Genomic DNA, 19,672 nt, shown 5'->3' with positions numbered 1-19,672 from the left:
CGGCCGGGGATCGCCCCCGCGGGTACGCCCCCCGCGTCAATAAAAGGTGATGTAGGCCTTGTACAGAATGGAGCCGATGGCCGTGATAAGCCCCAGGCCCATCAGTCCCATGCCGAGGTTGCGGTCGCGCAGCCCGAAGCCGACCAGCATGAGCGCCACGCCCGTGACGATGATGATCAGCATGGTGTTGGTACTTTCGTGCATAGCCATCTCCTTGTCGCGCCGGCAAGGCCCGGGAGCTTGCCGTCCCTCAATGATAGACAGGCACTGATGCGATGTGGCCCGATCGAAGGCGCCTCATTGCGTCATATCAAGGCAAGGGTAATTGAATCGGCTCGCATTGAACCGGTTCGCGCAAAACAAAAAAGCCAACCGGTAAAGGTTGGCTTGTTTGCTTTGAGCACCGATGCATCGACTGCATCCGGCGCGCCTCCTGGACAGAAGCCAAAACCGTAAAACGGCGTCAGCGCTGCCTTTCAAGGGTCTTTGGTGGGTGGTACAAGTTTCGAACTTGTGACCCCTGCCGTGTGAAGGCAGTGCTCTACCACTGAGCTAACCACCCCGAAAGAGGCGAAATAATAGCATGCTTTTTAAAGCGTGCGCAAGTCGCCCCTGAAGATCATTCAAGCGGCCGCCACGGGCGCGTCCATCTTGCGCCAGACGCACTCTCCGCTTACGGCCTTGTCCAGCGCCGCCAGGTAGGCTTCGTGCTCGGCCAGCTCATCGGCGCTGGCCTGCAGCACGGGCAGGATGGATCCGTCGAACTTCGCCAGCATGATGCCGTCGCTGCCCGCGCCGTCGTTGTCGTCCACGTCGATCAGCAGCGCGTCCTGGCCGCGCGTCATGGCCAGCCAGACTTCCGCCAGCAGCTGCGAGTCCAGCAGCGCGCCGTGCAGCGTGCGGTGCGCGTTGGAAATGCCGAAGCGGTCGCACAGGGCGTCCAACGAATTGCGCTTGCCGGGGAACAGCGAGCGGGCGTGCAGCAGCGAGTCGGTGACCGTCTCGCAGTATTCGGTGATCGGGCCGCGGCCGGTCTTCGCGAGTTCGGCGTTGAAGAACTTCACGTCGAACGCGGCGTTGTGCGCGATCAGTTCGGCGCCCTGGATGAACTTGACGAATTCGTCCGCGACGTCCGGAAAGCGGGGCTTGTCGGACAGGAACTCCGTGGTCAGTCCGTGCACCGCCAAGGCCTCGGGATCGCTGTCCCGGTCCGGGTTCAGGTAGATGTGCAGGTTGTTGCCCGTGGACATCCGGTTGACCATCTCCACGCAGCCGATCTCGACGATGCGGTGACCCTGTGCAGGGTCCAGTCCGGTGGTTTCAGTGTCAAAGATGATCTGGCGCATAGCTATTCCGACGCTTGGGGCTGCGAGGCCGGCGGCGCCTGCGGGTGATGCGCTTGGCTGCCGGACTTGCCGGGTTTCTTGCGTGCGGTGGCAATCAGCGTGTAGGCCACCGGCACGACGAACAAGGTCAGTAGTGTACCCAGCAACAGCCCGCCGACCAGAACCCAGCCGATCTGCTGGCGCGATTCCGCCCCCGCGCCGGTGGACAGGGCCAGCGGCACCGTGCCCAGCACCATGGCGCCGGTCGTCATCAGGATGGGGCGCAGGCGCAGCACGCTGGCCTCGGTCACGGCCTCGAACAGTTCCCTGCCTTCGTCGCGCAGCTGGTTCGTGAATTCCACGATCAGGATGCCGTGCTTAGTGATCAGCCCCACCAGCGTGATCAAGCCGATCTGGCTGTAGATGGACAGCGTCCCGCCCGTCAGCCACAGGGCCAGCAGCGCGCCCGTCATGGACAGCGGCACGGACAGCATGATGATGAAGGGGTTGCGCCAGCTCTCGAACTGCGCGGCCAGCACCAGGTAGATGAAGGCCAGCGCCATGGCGAAGACCAGATAAATGCTGCCGGACGAATCCCGGAATTCGCGCGACTGGCCGTCCAGGTCGGTCACGATCGTGTTGGGCAGGACGTCGCGGGCCACCTCGTGCATGTGGGCCAGGACTTCGCCCAGCGCGTAGCCCGGCGCCACGGCGGCGTCGATCTTCACGGCGCGCAGGCGGTTGAAGTGGTTCAGCGACTGCGGCGACACGCCCTCGTGCACGCCCAGCAGGTTGTCGAGCTGAACCATGCTGCCGTCGCGCGCCCGGACGTAGATGCCGGAGATGTCGGTGGGGTTGGCGCGGTCGCGCGGCGTCACCTGCACGATCACGTCGTACTGCTCGCCCTCGTCCTTGTAGCGGGTGACCTGGCGGCCGCCCAGCATGGACTCCAGCGTGCGGCCCACGGTGTCCACGTTGGCGCCCACGTCGGCCATCTTGTCGCGGTCCACGCGCACCCGCAGCTCGGGCGTGTTCAGGCGCAGGTCGGTGTCCAGGTTCAGGAGGCCGGGATACTTGCGCAGCTCGGCCAGGAAGATCTCGGTCAGCCGCGACAGCTCCTCGTAGGAGGCCTGGCTCATGATGATGAACTCCACCGGCTTGGAGCGGGCCGACTGGCCCAGGGACGGCGGATTGGTCGGGAAGGCGCGCACGCCCGGCAGCGAGGCGAACTGCGGCTGGAGCTGCTGCGTGATGGCCTGCTGCTTGCGGTCGCGCTCTTCCCAGGGTTTCAGGCGCAGGATGGCGGTGCCGTCCGTGACCGTGGGAAAGCCCACCGTCACCTGGCTGCCGCTGGCCTCGGGGATGTCGGCATAGAACTTCTCGATGCCCAGCATGCTGTCCAGCGTGTAGTTCAGGGTGGCGCCTTCGGGCGAATTGACGACGCCAAAGACCACGCCGCGGTCCTCGATCGGGGCCAGCTCGCTTTTGACCACCTTGAACAGCACGCCGCTGCCCGCCGCGACCGCCACGCCTATCGCCACCACCACCCAGCGCCGGCGCAGGGACGCGCCCAGCAGGCGCCGGTAGCCGTTGCTCATGCCGTTCAGCCAGCCTTCGATCAGGTTGTACCAGCGGCTGTGGCTGGTCTGGTGGCGCAGCAGCACCGAGCACATCATGGGCGTCAGCGTCAGGGCCACGAAGCCCGACACCAGCACGGCGCCCGCCAGCGCCAGCGCGAATTCGATGAACAGCCGCCCGGTGCGGCCCGTGGCGAACGCCAGCGGCGCGTACACGGTGACCAGCGTCATGGTCATCGCAACCACGGCAAAACCGATTTCCCTGGAGCCGCGCAGCGCCGCTTCCTTGCGCGGCATGCCCTCTTCGATGTGCCGGTAGATGTTCTCCAGCACCACGATGGCGTCGTCCACCACCAAGCCGATGGCCAGCACCATGGCCAGCAGGGTCAGCGTGTTGATCGAGAAGCCGAAGAAGTACATGAGCGCGCACGCGCCCACCAGCGACACCGGGATGGTGACGATGGGGATGATGCTGGCGCGCAGGTTGCGCAGGAAGAAGAAGATCACCAGCACCACCAGGACGATGGCTTCGCCGATGGTGTGGAAGACGGAACTGATGGAGCGCTCGATGAACACCGACGAGTCGTAGGCGATGTTCAGCTTCATGCCGGCCGGCAGGGTCTCGTTCAGGCGCTCCACTTCCTGGCGCGCGGCCTTGGACAGCTCCAGCGGATTGGCCGTGGACTGGCGCGTCACGCCGATGTTGATGGCGGGCTTGCCGTTAAAGCGCGACAGCACGCGGTCGCTGGCGGCGCCGATCTCGACCTTGGAGACGTCGCGCAGCCGCACCGGATAGCCCTTTACGTTGGCGACGATGACGTCCTCGAATTGCGCGGGCGTCTGCAGGTCGGTGGACGACACCACCGAGAATTCGCGGGCGCGCGATTCGATGCGGCCGGCGGGGATCTCCACGTTCTGGCTGCGCAGCGCGGCCTCCACCTCCTGCACCGTCAGTCCGTACGCGGCCAGCTTGTCGCGGTCCACGTAGATGCGCATGGACGGCAGGCGTTCGCCGAAGACGCGGACTTCCGCCGCCCCCGGCAGCACCGACAGGCGCGTCTTGATGTAGCGGTTGATGTAGTCGGAGGTCTGGATCGCGGAGTACGAACCCGACTCCACCGCGATGTAGATGATGGGCTGGGAGTCTGCCTCGACCTTGCCGATGATGGGTTCGTCGATCTCGTCGGGCAGAAAGCGCCGGGCGCGCGAGACCTTGTCGCGGACTTCGGCCGCGGCCGCGTCGGGATCGCGCGACAGGTTGAACCTGATGTTGATCAGGCTGCGCTCGGAGCGGCTGCGCGAGGTCATCACGTCCACGCCCTCGATGCCCGCGAGCTGGTCTTCCAGCGGCTTGGTCACCTGCGACTCGATCACCTCGGGCGAGGCGCCCTTGTAGGTGGTGTCCACCGAGACGATGGGCTCGTCGATCTTGGGATACTCGCGCACCGTCAGGCGCGAGTACGAAATCAGGCCGATCAGCACGATGATCAGCGACAGGACCGACGCAAACACCGGCCGCTTGATGCAGGTTTCCGAGATACGCATGGCGCTACCGCTGAAAGAGAATAAAGGCCGGCGTCACTGGCCGTTGCCCACGATGGTCACGGGCGCGCCGTCGGTCACGCGCTGCAGGCCCGAGACCACCAGCATGTCGTTCGCGGCCACGCCGGTCAGGATCTCGACGCGGCCCTCGCGGCGCTCGCCGATCGTGACCTCGCGCCGTTCCGCCACGCCATCCCTGACCCGGTAAACGTACTGCGTTTCGCCCGAAGGCGATAGCGCGGCCTCCGGCGCGACCAGCGCCTTGTCCTGGTTGAACAGCAGCTGCACCCGGGCGAACATCCCGGGCCTCAGAACGGCGTCCTGGTTGGCGACGGTGGCGCGCAGCAGGATGGACCGGCCGCCCGCGTCGATCAGCGGACTCACGGCGTAGACCAGCCCCCGGCGCTCCTGGCCCGGCAGCGCGTCCAGCCGCAGCGTCAGCTGCTGGCCCACGCCCACCTTGCTCAGGTACATCTCCGGCACGCGGAAATCCACCTTGAGGGGGTCGATCGCCTCAAGCGGCGCCAGATCCTGTCCCTGGTTTACGTAATCGCCCACCGACACGCTGCGCAATCCGACGATGCCGCCAAACGGGGCGGTGATGGTCATCTTGTCCAGGCGCGCCTGCGCCAGCGCCACGGCGGCTTCCTGGACCTTGAGCGTGCTGGCGGATTCGTCGCGGGCCTGCTGGCTGACGAAGCCCTTGCCCTGCAATTCCACGGCGCGGCGGTAGTGGCTTTGCGCAAGGGTGAGGTTGGCGCGCGCCTGGGCCAGCTCCGCGCGCGGCACGGAGTCGTCCAGGCGGATCAGCGTCTGGCCCTGCTTGACCGGCTGGCCTTCCTTGAACTCGATGGACTGGATGCGGCCCGCCACTTCCGGCCGCAGCACGACGGATTCGTCGGAGCGCAGGCTGCCCACGGCCGACAGGCCGCGCGCAAACGGAATTTCCTGGACGACGGCCACGGCGACCCGGGCAGGAGCCGTGGGGGTCGCGAGGGGCTTGGCGGAGGTCTGGGTGGACACGGCCCCGGGCGCGATGCCAGGTGCGAGCCAGCGCGGCACAAAAACGCCGAGTGCGGCCCCCGCGGCCAACCCTGCCGCGACAGCGGCCAGCAGTACAGCTTTTTTCATGCGAATGTGGCGGTATTGCGGCGCGGGCCGAGCATGCCCCACTCGGACGACGCCGCAGGAACTGGAATGAGGGTTGGCACTTTAGCACCCGGATTTACAAACTGGAACAATCCAGAAGCATGCTGAAAGAACTAAATCCGCCCCTGGGACGGATTTGAGGGTATATCCCGATGCCTTCAGGCCCGGCGGGCGGCGTCCACGCCCATGTTGGCCAGCTGGTCGGCCCGTTCGTTGCCCGGATCGCCCGCGTGGCCGCGGACCCAGCGCCAGGACACCTCGTGGCGGCGCACCTGCTCGTCCAGCGACTGCCAGAGCTCCACATTCTTGACCGGCTTCTTGTCGGCCGTCATCCAGCCGCGCCGCTTCCAGTTGGCCAGCCATTCGGTCATGCCCTTCATCACATACTGCGAGTCCGTATGGATGGTGACCACGCACGGGCGCTTGAGCGCGCGCAGGCCTTCAATGACGGCCAGCAGCTCCATCCGGTTGTTGGTGGTCTGGAGTTCGCCCCCATGCAGCGTTTTCTCGTGGCCGCCGGCCCGCATCAGCACGCCCCAGCCGCCCGGACCCGGATTGCCCTTGCAGGCGCCGTCGGTCCACATTTCCACTTTCTGGTCGTTCGGTTTGTTGTCCTGCATGGTGCTGCTTGGTTTTCCTTGTGGGTGCAAAGTGAATCCGGCCCGCCCGCTCAGGGGCGGTCGAAGCCGTCGTCCGCCTGGCGGTTGACCACCACGGACGCCGCGCGCGCGCGCTTGGGCTTGGTCTTCCAGGCCGGACCGATGATACGCATGCCGGCCACGCGCTTGACGGCCGACACCATGTAGACCGCCCCGCCCAGGCTCCACCAGCGGGTGCCGGCGGACTCCAGGAAGTTCCAGCGCTGCAGCCATTTTTCGCTGCGGCAGGCGGGCGCATAGCAGCCGAACTGGCTGTCTTCGACTTCCAGCGACAGCAGCTTGAACCAGTCCTTGAGCCGCGCCAGCGACACCTGGGACGACGGCGCCTGGGGCAGCCAGGGCTCCATGCCCGGCATCCGGGCTCGCGCGCCCCACATGCTCCAGGGGTTGAAGCCCGAGATCACGACCCGCCCTTCCGGCACCAGCACGCGCTCGACCTCGCGCAGCACGTTGTGGGGCTCGGGGGTGCATTCAAAGGCGTGCGGCAGGATCAGCAGGTCCACGCTCTGGGATTCGAACGGCAGCGCTTCCGGCTCGGCAATGACCACCCGGGATTGCCAGTCGGCCGTGCTTTCCGGCGCCGGGGTCTCGGTGCCGACGTAGCCCTTGAAGGGCATGCGGTTGGCCCGCAGCAGATTCATGTCGGCCAGGCCGACCTGCCAGGCGTAATATCCAAACACATCCGCGACAGCCGCGTCGAACTGGGCCCGCTCCCAGGCCAGGGCGTACTGGCCCGGCGGCGTCTGGAACCATTCGGCCAGTTCTACAATCGGCGGAGTATCTTCTGCCACGTTTTTATTCCTTCGAATCTCATGCAAGCCTTGACCGCCCCCGCAGGCGGCCGCGAACGCAACGCCGCGGTCTTGCCTTTGCCAGCATTCTCCGACAACTACATCTGGGCCATCGTGCATGGCGACCAGGCGGCAGTCGTGGACCCCGGCGAAGCCGGCCCCGTGCTGCGGTTTCTTGAGCAGCAAGGCTTGAGGCTGCGCGCCATTCTACTCACGCACCACCACGCCGACCATGTGGGCGGCGTTTCCGAATTGTCACGCATCGGGGGCATTACCGTATATGGCCCCGCGCATGAGCGCCTGCCGCGCTGCGATGTGCCGCTGGCCGAAGGCGACCGCGTGAAGCTGCCCGAACTGGACCTGGACCTGACGGTGCTGGACGTGCCGGGCCACACCGCCGGGCACATCGCCTACACCGGCCGGGCGGCCGGGGTGGCACCCGTCCTGTTCTGTGGCGACACCCTGTTTGCGGGGGGCTGCGGCCGCCTGTTCGAGGGCACTCCCGCGCAAATGCATGATTCTTTGGAAAAATTTTCCGTTTTACCGCCAGATACACAGGTTTTTTGCGCGCACGAGTACACTCTAGCGAACTTGCGCTGGGCATTGGCGGTAGAACCGGCCAACCGCAGCCTGCAACAGTGGTATCAGCGGGCCCAGCAATTACGAGCAGCAGGAATTCCCACGCTTCCGTCGACCATCGGTCAGGAACGCGCGACCAATCCGTTTTTGCGCACGCAGCAAGTCGAGGTCGTCCGCGCCGCAGCAAGCTGGGCCGGCCGCGGCCACGCTACGCCGGTCGAGGTCTTTGCCTCCCTTCGTGAATGGAAGAACGATTTCAAGTGACAACCTGATGAATCTATCCCGACTCCTTCTGCCGCTCATGCTGGCAGTCCTCGCCGGTTGCGCAGGAACCAAAACCCCCGACAGCAAGAACCTCACCACCAATTCCCAAGGGCGCTACATCGCCCGGGACACGTCCAGAACGGTGGACCTGACCAACCCGCCCTCCGACGCCTGGGACCGCATCCGCCGCGGTTTCGCCATCCCCAACCTGAACACCGACCTCTCGCGGCAGTGGACCGACTACTACGCGTCCCACCCCGAGGCGGTGCAGCGCATGGCCGAGCGCGCCGGCAAGTACCTGTACTTCATCGTCGACGAAATCAACCGCCGCGGCCTGCCGACCGAGCTGGCGCTGCTGCCCTTCGTGGAAAGCGCCTACAACCCGACGGCGCTGTCGCGCGCGCAGGCTTCGGGCCTGTGGCAGTTCGTGCCGGCCACCGGCCAGCATTTCAACCTGAAGCAGGACTGGTGGCGCGACGAGCGCCGCGACCCCATCGCCTCGACCAACGCCGCGCTGGACTATCTGGAAAAGCTGTTCGAGATGCAGGGCGACTGGTACCTGGCGCTGGCCTCGTACAACTGGGGCGAAGGCTCGGTGCAGCGCGCCATGGCCAAGAACGAAGCGGCCGGCCAGGGCACGGACTACCTGTCCCTGAACATGCCGGACGAAACCCGCAACTACGTGCCCAAGCTGCAGGCCATCAAGAACATCATTGCCGATCCGCAGCGCTACGCGGTGGCGCTGCCCCCGGTGGGCAACACCCCCTACTTCGTGACGGTGCAGAAGAACAGCGACATCGACCTGGAAATCGCCGCCAAGCTGGCCGAAATGCCGCTGGACGAGTTCAAGGCCCTGAACCCCTCGTTCAACCGCCCGGTCATCCGCGGCGACCACGGCCCCACCCTGCTGCTGCCGGCCGACCGCGTCGAGATCTTCAACGCGAACCTGACCAACTACAAGGGCGACCTGAGCGCCTGGAAGATCTACCACACGCGCCGCGGCGAGTCCTACGCGTCCATCGCCAAGCGTTTCGGCGTGACCGAAGCCTCGCTGCGCCAGACCAACGACATCGGCTCGCGCCAGAAATCGGCCTCGGGCCAGTCCCTGCTGGTGCCCGGCGAACCCGGCACCGGCGGCGTCCAGCTCGCCTCCCTGGCGCCTCCCGTGGGCGCGCTGGATTCGGCGCCGGCCGACAACAAGGCGGCCGCCCCGCGCGGCCGCGCCGCGCAGGCGCCCGCCGCCCGCGTCTCCAGCGCCCGTCCCAACGTCCGCAACCACAAGGTCCGCCAGGGCGACACCCTGTTCGCGATCGCCAAGCAGTACGGCACCACGGTTGATGCGCTGCGCGCGCTCAACAACCTGAAGGGCAGCGCCCTGAAGGTGGGCGCGCAGCTTCGCGTGCCGGGCACCAACGCCCGCGGCTGAAGGCAAATGACCGGAATACGCGGCGCCCGCAGGGGCGCCGCGTATTCCCGCGTATTCGCGCCCGCGGAGCCGCCAAACTCCTTAAAATAGGCGGTCTCCAGAAGGGAAAAATCAAAGGATAAATATATGGGCTTTCTCGCCGGCAAGCGCATCCTGGTCACCGGGGTGCTTTCCAACCGATCCATCGCCTACGGCATCGCGCGCGCCTGTCACCAGCAGGGCGCCGAACTGGCGTTCACCTATGTGGGCGACCGCTTCAAGGACCGCGTGAGCGAATTCGCCGCCGAATTCGGCAGCAAGATCGTGCTGCCCTGCGATGTGGCCGAAGACAGCCAGATCGAGGGCGCCTTCACCGAGCTGGCCCAGCACTGGGACGGCCTGGACGGCCTGGTCCACTCCATCGGCTTCGCGCCGCGCGAAGCCATCGCGGGCAACTTCCTGGACGGCCTGTCGCGCGAGGGCTTTCGCATCGCGCACGACATTTCCGCCTACAGCTTCGCCGCGATGGCCAAGGCCGCGCTGCCGCTGATGGAAGGCCGCAACGGTTCCGTGCTGACCCTGACCTACCTGGGCGCCGAGCGCGTGGTGCCCAACTACAACACAATGGGCCTGGCCAAGGCGTCGCTGGAAGCCAGCGTGCGCTACCTGGCCACGGCGCTGGGCCCGCGCGGCATCCGCGCCAACGGCATCTCCGCCGGCCCGATCAAGACGCTGGCCGCCAGCGGCATCAAGGACTTCTCGGCCATCCTGAAGTTCGTGGAAAGCCAGGCGCCGCTGCGCCGCAACGTCACCATCGACGACGTGGGCAACGTCGCCGCGTTCATGCTGTCGGACCTGGCCGCCGGCGTGACGGGCGAGATCACCCATGTGGACGCCGGCTTCTCGACCGTCGTCCCGGGCATGGAAGACTGACCCTTCCCGCAGGCGGGGCCAGGCGCCCCGCCCGGCCGGCTGCTCAAGCCGGCCGCACCACCAGCGTGGACACCTGCACGTCCACCGCCGTCATCAGCTTGTGGATAGGGCACTTCTCGGCCACCGCCAGCAATTCATCGATCTGGGCGTCGGACAGCTCGCCATGCAGCGTCAGCTTGGCCGTCAGGCGATAGATGCCCTTGCGCTCCTCGCCCGCATCGCGCACCACCTCCACCCCGACCGACTCCAGCGGCAAGTCCTTGCGCTGCGCATAGACCATCAGCGTCATCGCCTTGCAGCCGCCCAGCGCGGTATCGAAGTAATCGTGGGGATCGGGCCCCTCGCCCTGGGGCTGCGGCATCGCCAGCGGCAGGTCATGGCCTTCGGCCGTGGCGGTAAATTGCAGGGTCTGGGGCGCATTCTGGCGCACGCGGATGCTCATGGATCGGATCTCCTGGGAACGGGCAGCCCGGGCGGCGCCCCTGGCAACTTTGTAGCACCTGCCGCCCCCCCTGGGGCCGGAGGGTGTCCACCCCGCTGACGAAAAGCTGAACTTCTTGGCGCCGAGGCGGTCGGATATCCCTATCCGCAACATCCGAACATCCCAAGGAGGCCGCATGAGCGCCAGACAACTACTTGATCAACTGCTGCAGTCCGGGCAAGGCCTGCTTTCCGAGACCACCAACCGCGTGCAAAGCGCCACGGGCGGCAAAGGTTCGTCGCTCTTGGGCGGCCTGGGCGGCGGCGCGCTGGGCGCGGGCGCGCTAGGCCTGCTGCTGGGCAGCAAGAAAGCCCGCAATATCGGCGGCAAGGTCGCCCTGTACGGCGGCATGGCCGCCCTGGGCGCGCTGGCCTACCGCGCCTATGGCGACTGGCAGCGCAACCAGGCCGGCGCGCCGGCCGCCCCTCCCCAGACGCTGGACCGCCTGCCCGCGCCCGAAGCCGAGCAGCACAGCAGCGCCGTCCTCACCGCCATGATCGGCGCGGCCAAGGCTGACGGCCACATCGGCCCCGAGGAACGGACCCTGCTGGAAACCGAGTTGGGCAAACTGTCGTCCGATGCCCAGGACCGCCGCTGGCTCGAAACCGAGCTGTCGCGTCCGCTGGATCCCAGCGTCATCGCGCAATCGGCCAAGACGCCGGAAATGGCCGCCGAGATGTACCTGGCCAGCCTGCTCGTCGTGGACGAGGAAAGCTACATGGAACGCGCCTACCTGGACGAACTGGCCCGCCAGCTCAAGCTGCAGCCGGGGCTGAAGGAACAGCTCGAACAGCACGCCAAGGCGGCGGCCGCGGCCTGAGGCCCCACGCGGGGCCGATAAGGCCCCGCGCCATCAACGCCCGGCCGCTCAATCGGCCCGCAGGCCGATCGCCTCGGTCAGCGCGGTATAGCGGTCGATATCCGCGTTGATCATCTTCTGGAAATCGCGCGGCGTGCTGCTGGCGGGGGTGAACCCCTGCTCTCGCAGCGAGGCCTGCACGTCCGGGCGCTGCACGATCTTCGCCACCGCCGCATTCAGCTTGTCGACCACGCCGGGCGGCGTGGCCGCCGGCGCAAGCAGCCCATGCCACTGGTCCAGCGCGTAGCCGGGCACGCCCTGCTCGGCCACCGTCGGCACGGTCGGCATCAGGGGCGAACGCGCCGGCGACGTGACGGCCAGGGCGCGCAGCTTGCCCGCCGCGATCAAGGGCGCGGCGCTCGACGCCGTCACCACGCCCATGCCCACCTGTCCCGCCGCGACATCAGTCAGCGCGGGCCCGCAACCCTTGTACGGCACTTGCTGCAGGGCCGCGCCGGAGGCGCGCGCCAGCATCTCTCCCGCCAGATGCTGCGGAGTGCCGTTGCCGCAGGACGCGAACGGCAGCGGCTTGCCCGGCAGGGCGGCGGCCAGCGCGTCGTCCAGGCTGCGCAGCGGCGACGCCGCAGGCACCACGAAGACCGACGGCACAAAAGCCACGTTGATGACTGCCGAGAAATCCCGCTTGGGCGAAAAGCCCAGGTTCCGGTAGACGCCCGGGTTGATCGCGAACGAACTGTTCACCATCAACAGCGTGTAGCCGTCGGGCGCCGCCTCGGCCACGAGCCGCGCGCCGATGTTGCCGCTGGCGCCGGGCCGGTTTTCCACCACCACGGCCTGGCCCAGCGTCTCCTGCAGGCTGGCGCCGATGCGGCGCGCCAGCAGGTCGGTGCCCCCGCCCGGCGGAAACGTCACGACGATGGTGATGGGGTGCGCGGGATACGCGGCGTCGCCCGGCGCTTCGCCCGACGGCGGATTGCCGCAAGCGGAGAGCGACAAGACAAGCAAAGACAGAGACGAAGCTAGCAGAGGTTTCATGGTTCAGGCGTCCAGGCCGATGTCGAGCACCTTGGCGCTGTGGGTAAGCCAGCCCACCGCGATCTGGTCCACGCCCGTGGCCGCCACCGCCGCGGCGGTTTCTGGCGTGATGCGGCCCGAGGCTTCCGTGATGGCGCGGCCGCGCGCCATGGCGACGGCGCGGCGCAGGTCGTCCAGGCTCATGTTGTCCAGCAGCACCACGTCCACGCCCAGGGACAGCGCGACTTCCAGCTGTTCCAGGGTGTCCACTTCCAGTTCGATCTTGACCATGTGGCCGATGCCGGCGCGCGCGCGCTCCACGGCCGTGGCCACGCCGCCCGCCAGCGCGATGTGGTTGTCCTTGATCAGCACCGCGTCGTCCAGCCCATAGCGGTGATTGCTGCCGCCGCCCACGCGCACCGCGTACTTCTGCACGGCGCGCAGGCCCGGCATGGTCTTGCGGGTGCAGGTGACCCGCGCGCCATAGCCGGCGATGGCGCGGGCGATGGAGGCCGTCGCCGTGGCCACGCCGCTCAGGTGGCACAGGAAGTTCAGCGCCACGCGTTCCGCGCTGAGCATGGCGCGGGCGTTGCCGCGGATGCGCGCGATCTCGGTCCGCGGCGCGAGGTCGCTGCCGTCGCACCGCGACACCGCGAACTCGATGCCCGGGTCCATGACGCGAAACGCCAGGCGCGCCAGGTCCAGGCCGGCCAGCACGCCGTCCTGGCGCGCCACCAGCCGGGTCTCGGCGGTGGCGTCGGCGGGGACGATGGCATCGGTCGTCAGGTCGCCGGCGCGGCCCAGGTCTTCAAGCAAGGCCGCGCGCACCAGCGGCTCCAACATGACTTCCGGCAAGGAGGGAACGGCCAGTCGGGCGACGGTCGAGGGCGCTGCGGCTTTAATGCTCATTTTGAGTATTTGTGAGTTAAAAAAAGGCGCGCAAGAATTGCGCACCACTTATGCTAGAGGCGAGCATAAGCCTTGTCAAGCGCTACAGCGGCCGCGACAACGGTAATTTGCTGCCGGCTATCGCGCGTTCCAGCAGCACGTCGCGGCGGAACCTGAACAGCTTGGCGGGGCGGCCGGCGGTGCCCGTGGCCATCTCGCCGGTCTCTTCCACCAGCGCCTGCTGTTCGATGAAACGGCGGAAATTCTGCTTGTGCAGTCCGCGCCCCGCCAAGGCCTCGACCGCCAACTGCAACTGCAGCAGCGTGAATTGCGCGGGCATCAGCTCAAACACCACGGGGCGGTACTTGATCTTCGCCCGCAGCCGTGCGATGCCGGTGGCCAGAATGCGCCGGTGGTCGTGGCGCATCGGCTCGCCGGGCAGCGAAGCCTGGCCTTTGCCGCGCCGGGCGGCCTCGGGCACCAGCCCCGCTTCGAACAGCAGTTCGTAGCGCTGCAAGACCATGTCTTCATTCCACGACGCCCCGTCCAGCCCGAAGGTGATGGCGGCGCGCTGGTGGCGGCGCGTGCGCACGGCGGCGTCGCCGCTGTCCTCGCACCAGGCCGCCAGCCGCGGCACGATCAGCTCTTCAACCAGCGCCGGCGTGCCCGCGCGCCGGTCTTCCCAGGGGAAGTAGCGATACCAGTCCTGCCATCCCACCTGCGCCACGCCGGTTTCGCCGGCTTCGCGGGTAAGGCCCAGGTAGCTGACCGACATGACCCGCCCACCGGACTCGTCTGAGCGGTCTCCGTCGGCAAAGGTATAAAGCTGCTCCACGTAGCCCAGCGGATGATGCGTCTGCGTTTCCACCCAGGCGCGCAGGCCCGCCTGCAAGGAGCGGTGCGAAAGTTCGAACGGCCCCGCCGGCAAGGCCCTCGCATCGTCGGTCGTCAGCACGCGCGGCTCGCCGTTGGTGACGGCGACAAGCACGGCTACGAGTTCAGCATGGACGGAGCGTTCGACGGGTTCGGTCAAGATAGGCGCATGAAATGGAGGAAAGCCGGGCGCTGCCCGCAAGGCCGCGAGGCGCTCGAAATTATAAGGTTCGGGCCCTGCAACAGCCCCTTGCAAACGTGACAGCCAAATCGGCCGCGATGCCGCTCCGGCGTCCTAAGATGGAACTGGAATCCAGGCGCGTCGCCATCCTGGGACGCCCGCAGACGGAGCGATCACCATGTTGAAAACTGCCCCAGATCCCAACCTCGCCAAGGCCGCCGAGGAGGAAAAGCCGGCGACCGTGGATCCGCGCAAAGGCACCGAAGTCATGCCGATGCCGGACCACAGCAAGCTTGTAGCCGGCATGCCGCGGCGCGGACGCGCCATCGCGGAACCGGGAGAGCCCGGCATCATCACCCCCGAGGATGACGTGCTGGATACGTCCTACGAAAACCGCAAGGGCTGAGCCCGCGCGTCACCCAACCTTCGCCACCGCATCCTGACGCGTGTCCACCACCGTCAGGATGGCGAGGAAGCCGCTGATATCGAAGACTTCGCGCACATGCGGCTGCATCGCGCACAGCACCAGCGCGCCGGCGCCCTGCTTCAGGCGCTTGGCCAGCACCAGCACCACGCGCAAGCCCGCGCTGGAGATGTAGTTCAGGTTGGACAGGTCCAGCACGAAGCGGCGCTCGCCTTTTTCGACGTGGGCCAGCAAGTCGGCTTCGATGCCGGCGGCGTTGCCGCTGTTGATCTGGCCTTCGGGCGAGACAACCAGCACTTCTCCGACTTTCTCTATTGCGAGACTCATTGTGGTTCCCGGTAAATGACCGGCGCCCGGCACCTGCAGACGAGGCCGGCGGCGCGATGCCGAGATGATACGCGACCCGGCGCGCTCTGTTCGCAACACAGGGCAATCGTGCATACTTGCGCCTGCACGTGTACCCCTGAACGCAAGGCAACTCATGCCCTCTCAGCCCGATACGCTTGACCTCGTACCCGACCAGCACGCCGTTGCCGCCGCCATGCAATGGCTGGAGGGAATTGCCGAACGCGAAGCGTGGTCGCCCAAGCTGAACTTCGGCCTGAGCCTGAGCGTGGACGAAGCGCTGACCAACATCGTGTCCTATGCCTTCGACGATCCGTCCGAGGCCGGTTCCCCTCCCTGCGTCATGCTGTCTTGCAGCCAGGACAGCGAATGGATCTCGCTGGAGATTGTCGACAACGGCCGGCCCTACGATCCCACCAAGACGCCGCCGCCGCCGCTTGCGGCAACGCTGGACGATGCCGAGATCGGCGGACACGGCGTGCGCCTCATGCAGCACTACCTGCATGAACTGCGCTACGCGCGCCGGGACGGCCAGAACCGCCTGACGCTGATCGTGCGCGCCGCCTGAGCAGGCGCCGCGGCAGGCCGATCAAACCATGCTATCGGACTTTTCTGCTCCATAGGTAGAAAGTACCGAACAAAATCCGCGCATCCGTCACTCATGCATGGACTGCGCGCCGGTTGCGCGCCGCACTTGCACCGATGCCGCCCGTGAACGCTCCCTATCGACCAGAAGGATTGACTGCCCGCCCGCTGCACGCCCGCATCGACGCGGACGCCGTTGCCCACAACCTGGCGCGGCTGCGCGCCGCGCTGCCCGCGGGCGCCGGCGCGCCGCGCCTGTGGGCCACGGTGAAAGCGGACGCGTACGGGCATGGCATGGCGCGCATCCTGCCGGCCTTGCGCGGCGCCGACGGGCTGGCCGTGCTGCACCTGAACGATGCGCTCGCCTGCCGGCGGATGGGATGGCAAGGCGCGATCCTGGTCTACGGCGGCCTGTATTCGCCGGCCGACGCGCTGCTCGTGGACGCGCCGGGCCTGCACCTGGTGATCACGCATGCCGCGCAACTGGAATGGCTGGCGCAAGCGCCGCTCGCCCACCGCCCCGCGATCTGGCTGCGCTTTGCCGGCGACATCCATCACACCGGATTCGCGGCGGACGACTACCGCGCGGCCTTCGACGCGGCCCGCGCGCTGTCGCGCCGCGGCCTGACCGGCGAAGTCGGCCACCTGAACCACTACGCCCGCGCCGACGAGGCGGATGGCGTGGGCAATGCCGATGCCGTGTTCCGCCAGGTGATCGCGGGACTGCCCGGGCCGGTGTCCACCAGCAACTCCGCCGCCCTGCTGGCGCACGGCGCGCGCGCCGCGGACACGCAATGGGTGCGGCCCGGACTGGCGCTGTACGGCGCCAGTCCCTTTGCCGACCGAAGCGCGGCGCAACTGGATTTGCGGCCGGCCATGTCGCTGCATTCGCAAGTCGTGGGAATACAGCGGGTCAAGGCCGGCGCCGGCGTGGGCTACAGCGGCGCGTTCGTGGCGCCGGACGCCATGCGCGTCGGCATCGTCACCTGCGGCTATGCTGACGGCTACCCGCGCCACGCGATCACCGGCACGCCGGTGATCGTCGACGGCGTGCGCACCCGCCTCCTGGGACGCGTATCGATGGACATGATGGCGGTGGACCTCGGGCCCGTTCCGCATGCCTGCATCGGCACGCCCGTCACGCTATGGGGCGCGCACGGCCTGGCGGTCGAGGAAGTGGCGGCTTCGGCGGGCACGATCGCGGCCGACCTGCTGGCGGGCCTGAACGCGCGCGTGCCCGTGCAGCTCGCCAGCCAAGACTCCGCGCGCTAAATGACCGCGCCCACGCCCGACGGCGCTGCCGCCGCGCCGACCGCCATCGGGCCGGCCCTTGCGCGCTCAGGACGCCTCGTCGCGCGGACGGGCAGGCGCGAACAGCAGGAACAGCATCGTCGCGCACAGATAGATGACGCCCGTCGCGGCCAGGCCCGCGCCCATGCCCGCCGCGCCGAACATCGCGCCCACGACCAGCGGTCCGGCCATCTGGCCCAGCTTGTCGGCGGCGCGCATGACGCTCGTGGCGCCGGCGGCGCCGTAGCGCTGCACATCGGGCAACGCCAGCATGTACGGGGATTGCGAGGCGCCGGCAAAGCAGCTGGCCACCGCCAGCAGCAGGACGGCCGCCGCCGCGGCCAGAAGGCCGCTGTTGAAGTACAGCCCCAGCATGCCCGCGCTGCCCACCAGCCCGCCCAGCACGATCCAGCTTTTCTTGATGCGGCTGCGGTCGACCACGCGCCCCATCAGCGGACCCACGTAGATCACGCACAGGCCGTAGATCATCAGCACGCGGCCGATGCTGGATGCGGCCACGCCTTCGGCCTCGAGGTAGAGCGGCAGCGCGAAAGACAGCAGGCCGACCTGCGCGATGGAAAAGGGAATGACGCTGCCCAGCAGCAGCAGGCCGAAGTCGCGCGTGAAGAGCAGGCGCATCGTGTCCGACAGGCTTGCCTGGGCCCGCGCGGCCACCTGGCCCGCCAGCCTGAGTCCGCTGTCCAGGTAAGGACGCATCAGGATCAGCACCCCGGCCAGCGGCAGCGCCAGCATGGCTGCGCCCACGCCGAACACGGCGCGAAAGCCCACTTGCTCCATCAGCATGGCGCCCACGGCGGCGCCCGACAGATGCCCGGCGAACAGGCCGGCGATCACGCCGGTCATGTTGCGGCCGCGAAAGCCCGCGGGACTGCGCGTGACGATGAAGCCCTGCAGGCCCATCCACGTCAGCCCGTAGCCCAGGCCCACCAAGCCGCGCGCCGCGCTGAACATCAGCAGGTTGCCAGCGGCCGCGCACGCGAGCATGCCCACGCAGGACACGCCCAGGCCGGCCAGCACGGGCACTTGCCAGCCCCTGCGGTCGGTCAGCCTGCCCGCCAGCAGCGAGGTCAGCAGGCCGCAACCCATCTCGACGGAAATCGGCAGCGCCAGCAGCAGGTTGGCGGGCAGGTCCAGTCCGCCCGCCGACAGGCTGCGCGCATACAAGGGCAGGAAGCCCAGCGGCAGCGCCCAGGCGAACAGGAAGCCGAACATCACGGGCCGCGCGATGCGGCCCACCTCGGACGCATCGTCGGGCCCGATCCGGGTGCCGTCCGGCAGCACCGCGCGCGAGGCGAAGGCGCGATTCATCAGCAAGGACAGCAGCAACAGCATCTCGATGGCGGCGACCAGCGCCACGGCCACCACGGTCACGGCATCCAGCGCGCGGCTGCGCACGCCGGCGGCGATGACGTCGCCCGACAGGCGCAACACCAGGTCGCCATGCGCCCGCGGATCGGGACGCGCCGCGCCCAGCGGCAACACCAGCGTCAGGTCATTGGCCTGCGGACGCGCGACCGGCAATCCGGAAACGTCGAGCGGGCCGCGGGCGTCGGCGCGGCCGAGCACGCGGCCCGCGCTGTCGACCAGTTCGATCTGCTCGACCGCGGGAAACGTCGCGGCAAGACGCGAGAACGGCGCGTCCACGCCGCGCAGCCGGTCCACCGTCAGGCCATAGCCCAGCACCCGGTTCAGGTCCCGCTGCAGGCCTTCGGCCAGCAAGCCGACGTTGTTGCGCGCGACCTCGACCCAGCCGCTGCGAAACGTGGAGATCGTATAGGCCGCGTAGACGCCCTGGGCCAGCATCAGCGCCAGCAGGGGCACGACGAAGCGCGCGCGCCCGCCGGCGGCAAGCGAGGTCAGCGGCACCAGGTACTTGAAGACGGCGGCCAGCCCCAGGCCCACCACCGCGGTGACGGCCAGCAGCACTTGCAGGTTGTCCACGATCAGGCGGCGGCTGGCGGCGCCGTCCTTCGCCACGGACAGCACCACGGCGCCCACGACCTTGCCGCCCGCGGCGGCCAGCGGCACGGCCAGCGTCACCGCGTCGCCGGACACGGACATCAGCGCGCCGGATGCGCGGCGCGTCGCGCCGCTGTCCCGCGCGCCGCCCGCGTCCAACACCTTGGCCAGCGCGATTGCGCCGTCGGGCAGTTCGCCCTGCATGGCCAGGGTCTGGCCATCGGCCAGCAACACGGCCGCGCCGCGCAGGTCGGTCGATCCCGACACGCTGTCGCGCAGGCTGTCGCGCAAGCCGAAGTACTGTTCAAGCGGCTTGCCCAGACGCAATCCGTTTTCGATGTTGCCGGCCGCGCGCCGCGCCATGACTTCGACCCGGTCGGCGGTGGTGTCCACCACCAGCCGGTTCAGCGCGGACAGGCTGAGCGCGCCGATAAGCGCCTGCGCAAGCAGCAGGACGGCCAGGCAGGCCAGAGTGACTTCAAGCACCGGGCGGCGTTTCAAACCCTCCAGCACTATTTGAATCGGTTCGCTACGCATGGGGCTGAAACACCGCAAAGTATTTACACA

The 19,672-nt window shown here is 67.9% G+C and carries 19 protein-coding genes and 1 tRNA gene; 7 read left to right on the top strand and 13 right to left on the bottom strand.

What is annotated here, in order from left to right; translation table 11 throughout:
* Nucleotides 1–36: 36 nt before the first annotated feature.
* The 7 genes from ACFWP0_RS22460 to ACFWP0_RS22430 form a co-directional block, all read right to left on the bottom strand.
* Entirely contained in the window at nt 37–204 is a 168-nt protein-coding gene (locus tag ACFWP0_RS22460; RefSeq protein WP_377845785.1) for a hypothetical protein, read from the bottom strand.
* Nucleotides 205–487: 283 nt separating this feature from the next.
* Nucleotides 488–562, bottom strand: a tRNA-Val gene (locus ACFWP0_RS22455).
* A gap of 61 nt (nt 563–623) precedes the next feature.
* Nucleotides 624–1,346 (bottom strand): DNA polymerase III subunit epsilon, encoded by a 723-nt coding sequence (gene dnaQ / locus ACFWP0_RS22450; RefSeq protein ID WP_377845782.1) that lies wholly within the window; start codon nt 1,344–1,346, stop codon nt 624–626.
* Nucleotides 1,347–1,348: 2 nt separating this feature from the next.
* Entirely contained in the window at nt 1,349–4,447 is a 3,099-nt protein-coding gene (locus tag ACFWP0_RS22445) for an efflux RND transporter permease subunit (RefSeq protein ID WP_377845780.1), read from the bottom strand.
* A gap of 33 nt (nt 4,448–4,480) precedes the next feature.
* On the bottom strand, nt 4,481–5,575 hold the full coding sequence (locus ACFWP0_RS22440; RefSeq protein WP_377845778.1) for an efflux RND transporter periplasmic adaptor subunit: 1,095 nt from the start codon (nt 5,573–5,575) through the stop codon (nt 4,481–4,483).
* A gap of 176 nt (nt 5,576–5,751) precedes the next feature.
* The gene (rnhA, locus tag ACFWP0_RS22435; protein ID WP_377845775.1) at nt 5,752–6,213 is read right to left on the bottom strand and encodes a ribonuclease HI; all 462 of its coding nucleotides are present in this window, start codon (nt 6,211–6,213) and stop codon (nt 5,752–5,754) included.
* 50 nt (nt 6,214–6,263) lie between these two features.
* A complete protein-coding gene (locus ACFWP0_RS22430) occupies nt 6,264–7,043 on the bottom strand; it encodes a class I SAM-dependent methyltransferase (RefSeq protein WP_377845773.1) in 780 nt (259 codons plus the stop codon).
* A gap of 21 nt (nt 7,044–7,064) precedes the next feature.
* Between ACFWP0_RS22430 and gloB the strand changes: the two genes are divergently transcribed.
* From gloB to fabI, 3 genes are all read left to right on the top strand, one after another.
* A complete protein-coding gene (gene gloB, locus ACFWP0_RS22425) occupies nt 7,065–7,886 on the top strand; it encodes a hydroxyacylglutathione hydrolase (RefSeq protein WP_377845771.1) in 822 nt (273 codons plus the stop codon).
* A 7-nt stretch (nt 7,887–7,893) separates the two neighbouring features.
* Nucleotides 7,894–9,312: a transglycosylase SLT domain-containing protein gene (locus tag ACFWP0_RS22420; RefSeq protein ID WP_377845770.1), complete on the top strand. Its 1,419-nt coding sequence runs from the start codon at nt 7,894–7,896 to the stop codon at nt 9,310–9,312.
* A gap of 126 nt (nt 9,313–9,438) precedes the next feature.
* Nucleotides 9,439–10,224, top strand: a complete 786-nt coding sequence (gene fabI / locus ACFWP0_RS22415; protein WP_377845768.1) for an enoyl-ACP reductase FabI — start codon at nt 9,439–9,441, stop codon at nt 10,222–10,224.
* A 43-nt stretch (nt 10,225–10,267) separates the two neighbouring features.
* Here the strand turns inward: fabI and ACFWP0_RS22410 are convergent, their stop codons facing one another.
* Nucleotides 10,268–10,666, bottom strand: coding sequence for an OsmC family protein (locus ACFWP0_RS22410; protein WP_377845766.1), 399 nt, complete (start codon nt 10,664–10,666; stop codon nt 10,268–10,270).
* Nucleotides 10,667–10,841: 175 nt separating this feature from the next.
* Between ACFWP0_RS22410 and ACFWP0_RS22405 the strand changes: the two genes are divergently transcribed.
* Nucleotides 10,842–11,525, top strand: coding sequence for a tellurite resistance TerB family protein (locus ACFWP0_RS22405; RefSeq protein WP_377845764.1), 684 nt, complete (start codon nt 10,842–10,844; stop codon nt 11,523–11,525).
* A 48-nt stretch (nt 11,526–11,573) separates the two neighbouring features.
* Here the strand turns inward: ACFWP0_RS22405 and ACFWP0_RS22400 are convergent, their stop codons facing one another.
* The 3 genes from ACFWP0_RS22400 to ACFWP0_RS22390 form a co-directional block, all read right to left on the bottom strand.
* Nucleotides 11,574–12,560 carry a tripartite tricarboxylate transporter substrate binding protein gene (locus tag ACFWP0_RS22400; RefSeq protein ID WP_377845762.1) on the bottom strand — a complete coding sequence of 329 codons (987 nt, stop codon included), beginning with the start codon at nt 12,558–12,560 and terminating at the stop codon, nt 11,574–11,576.
* A 3-nt stretch (nt 12,561–12,563) separates the two neighbouring features.
* The gene (gene nadC, locus ACFWP0_RS22395) at nt 12,564–13,448 is read right to left on the bottom strand and encodes a carboxylating nicotinate-nucleotide diphosphorylase (protein ID WP_377845760.1); all 885 of its coding nucleotides are present in this window, start codon (nt 13,446–13,448) and stop codon (nt 12,564–12,566) included.
* Nucleotides 13,449–13,530: 82 nt separating this feature from the next.
* Nucleotides 13,531–14,460 carry a hypothetical protein gene (locus ACFWP0_RS22390; protein ID WP_377845759.1) on the bottom strand — a complete coding sequence of 310 codons (930 nt, stop codon included), beginning with the start codon at nt 14,458–14,460 and terminating at the stop codon, nt 13,531–13,533.
* A gap of 199 nt (nt 14,461–14,659) precedes the next feature.
* On the opposite strand from ACFWP0_RS22390, the gene ACFWP0_RS22385 reads away from it, so the two are divergent.
* Nucleotides 14,660–14,887 (top strand): hypothetical protein, encoded by a 228-nt coding sequence (locus ACFWP0_RS22385; RefSeq protein ID WP_377845758.1) that lies wholly within the window; start codon nt 14,660–14,662, stop codon nt 14,885–14,887.
* 9 nt (nt 14,888–14,896) lie between these two features.
* On the opposite strand, the gene ACFWP0_RS22380 is transcribed toward ACFWP0_RS22385, so the two are convergent.
* Complete coding sequence (locus tag ACFWP0_RS22380) at nt 14,897–15,232, bottom strand: STAS domain-containing protein (protein WP_377845756.1); 336 nt, start codon at nt 15,230–15,232, stop codon at nt 14,897–14,899.
* A gap of 154 nt (nt 15,233–15,386) precedes the next feature.
* Here ACFWP0_RS22380 and ACFWP0_RS22375 point away from each other — a divergent pair, with 154 nt between their 5' ends.
* Together ACFWP0_RS22375 and alr are read left to right on the top strand one after the other, a co-directional pair.
* On the top strand, nt 15,387–15,818 hold the full coding sequence (locus tag ACFWP0_RS22375; protein ID WP_377845754.1) for an ATP-binding protein: 432 nt from the start codon (nt 15,387–15,389) through the stop codon (nt 15,816–15,818).
* Nucleotides 15,819–15,952: 134 nt separating this feature from the next.
* The gene (gene alr / locus ACFWP0_RS22370) at nt 15,953–17,107 is read left to right on the top strand and encodes an alanine racemase (RefSeq protein ID WP_377845751.1); all 1,155 of its coding nucleotides are present in this window, start codon (nt 15,953–15,955) and stop codon (nt 17,105–17,107) included.
* Between the two features lie 66 nt (nt 17,108–17,173).
* On the opposite strand, the gene ACFWP0_RS22365 is transcribed toward alr, so the two are convergent.
* The gene (locus ACFWP0_RS22365) at nt 17,174–19,591 is read right to left on the bottom strand and encodes an MFS transporter (protein ID WP_377845750.1); all 2,418 of its coding nucleotides are present in this window, start codon (nt 19,589–19,591) and stop codon (nt 17,174–17,176) included.
* Nucleotides 19,592–19,672 lie beyond the last annotated feature (81 nt).

This window comes from Achromobacter sp. NPDC058515, assembly GCF_042721735.1.
In the GTDB taxonomy this organism is placed as follows: Bacteria; Pseudomonadota; Gammaproteobacteria; order Burkholderiales; family Burkholderiaceae_B; genus Achromobacter.
The sequence above is the reverse complement of the archived record's forward strand: the minus strand, read 5'-3'. Positions and strand labels throughout refer to the sequence as shown.

Coding starts and splice junctions, on each gene's coding strand:
- ACFWP0_RS22460 (WP_377845785.1), bottom strand. CDS start 204: ATGCACGAAAGTACCAACACCATGCTGATCATCATCGTCACGGGCGTG.
- dnaQ (WP_377845782.1), bottom strand. CDS start 1,346: ATGCGCCAGATCATCTTTGACACTGAAACCACCGGACTGGACCCTGCA.
- ACFWP0_RS22445 (WP_377845780.1), bottom strand. CDS start 4,447: ATGCGTATCTCGGAAACCTGCATCAAGCGGCCGGTGTTTGCGTCGGTC.
- ACFWP0_RS22440 (WP_377845778.1), bottom strand. CDS start 5,575: ATGAAAAAAGCTGTACTGCTGGCCGCTGTCGCGGCAGGGTTGGCCGCG.
- rnhA (WP_377845775.1), bottom strand. CDS start 6,213: ATGCAGGACAACAAACCGAACGACCAGAAAGTGGAAATGTGGACCGAC.
- gloB (WP_377845771.1), top strand. CDS start 7,065: ATGCAAGCCTTGACCGCCCCCGCAGGCGGCCGCGAACGCAACGCCGCG.
- ACFWP0_RS22420 (WP_377845770.1), top strand. CDS start 7,894: ATGAATCTATCCCGACTCCTTCTGCCGCTCATGCTGGCAGTCCTCGCC.
- fabI (WP_377845768.1), top strand. CDS start 9,439: ATGGGCTTTCTCGCCGGCAAGCGCATCCTGGTCACCGGGGTGCTTTCC.
- ACFWP0_RS22410 (WP_377845766.1), bottom strand. CDS start 10,666: ATGAGCATCCGCGTGCGCCAGAATGCGCCCCAGACCCTGCAATTTACC.
- ACFWP0_RS22405 (WP_377845764.1), top strand. CDS start 10,842: ATGAGCGCCAGACAACTACTTGATCAACTGCTGCAGTCCGGGCAAGGC.
- ACFWP0_RS22400 (WP_377845762.1), bottom strand. CDS start 12,560: ATGAAACCTCTGCTAGCTTCGTCTCTGTCTTTGCTTGTCTTGTCGCTC.
- nadC (WP_377845760.1), bottom strand. CDS start 13,448: ATGAGCATTAAAGCCGCAGCGCCCTCGACCGTCGCCCGACTGGCCGTT.
- ACFWP0_RS22385 (WP_377845758.1), top strand. CDS start 14,660: ATGTTGAAAACTGCCCCAGATCCCAACCTCGCCAAGGCCGCCGAGGAG.
- ACFWP0_RS22380 (WP_377845756.1), bottom strand. CDS start 15,232: ATGAGTCTCGCAATAGAGAAAGTCGGAGAAGTGCTGGTTGTCTCGCCC.
- ACFWP0_RS22375 (WP_377845754.1), top strand. CDS start 15,387: ATGCCCTCTCAGCCCGATACGCTTGACCTCGTACCCGACCAGCACGCC.
- alr (WP_377845751.1), top strand. CDS start 15,953: ATGCCGCCCGTGAACGCTCCCTATCGACCAGAAGGATTGACTGCCCGC.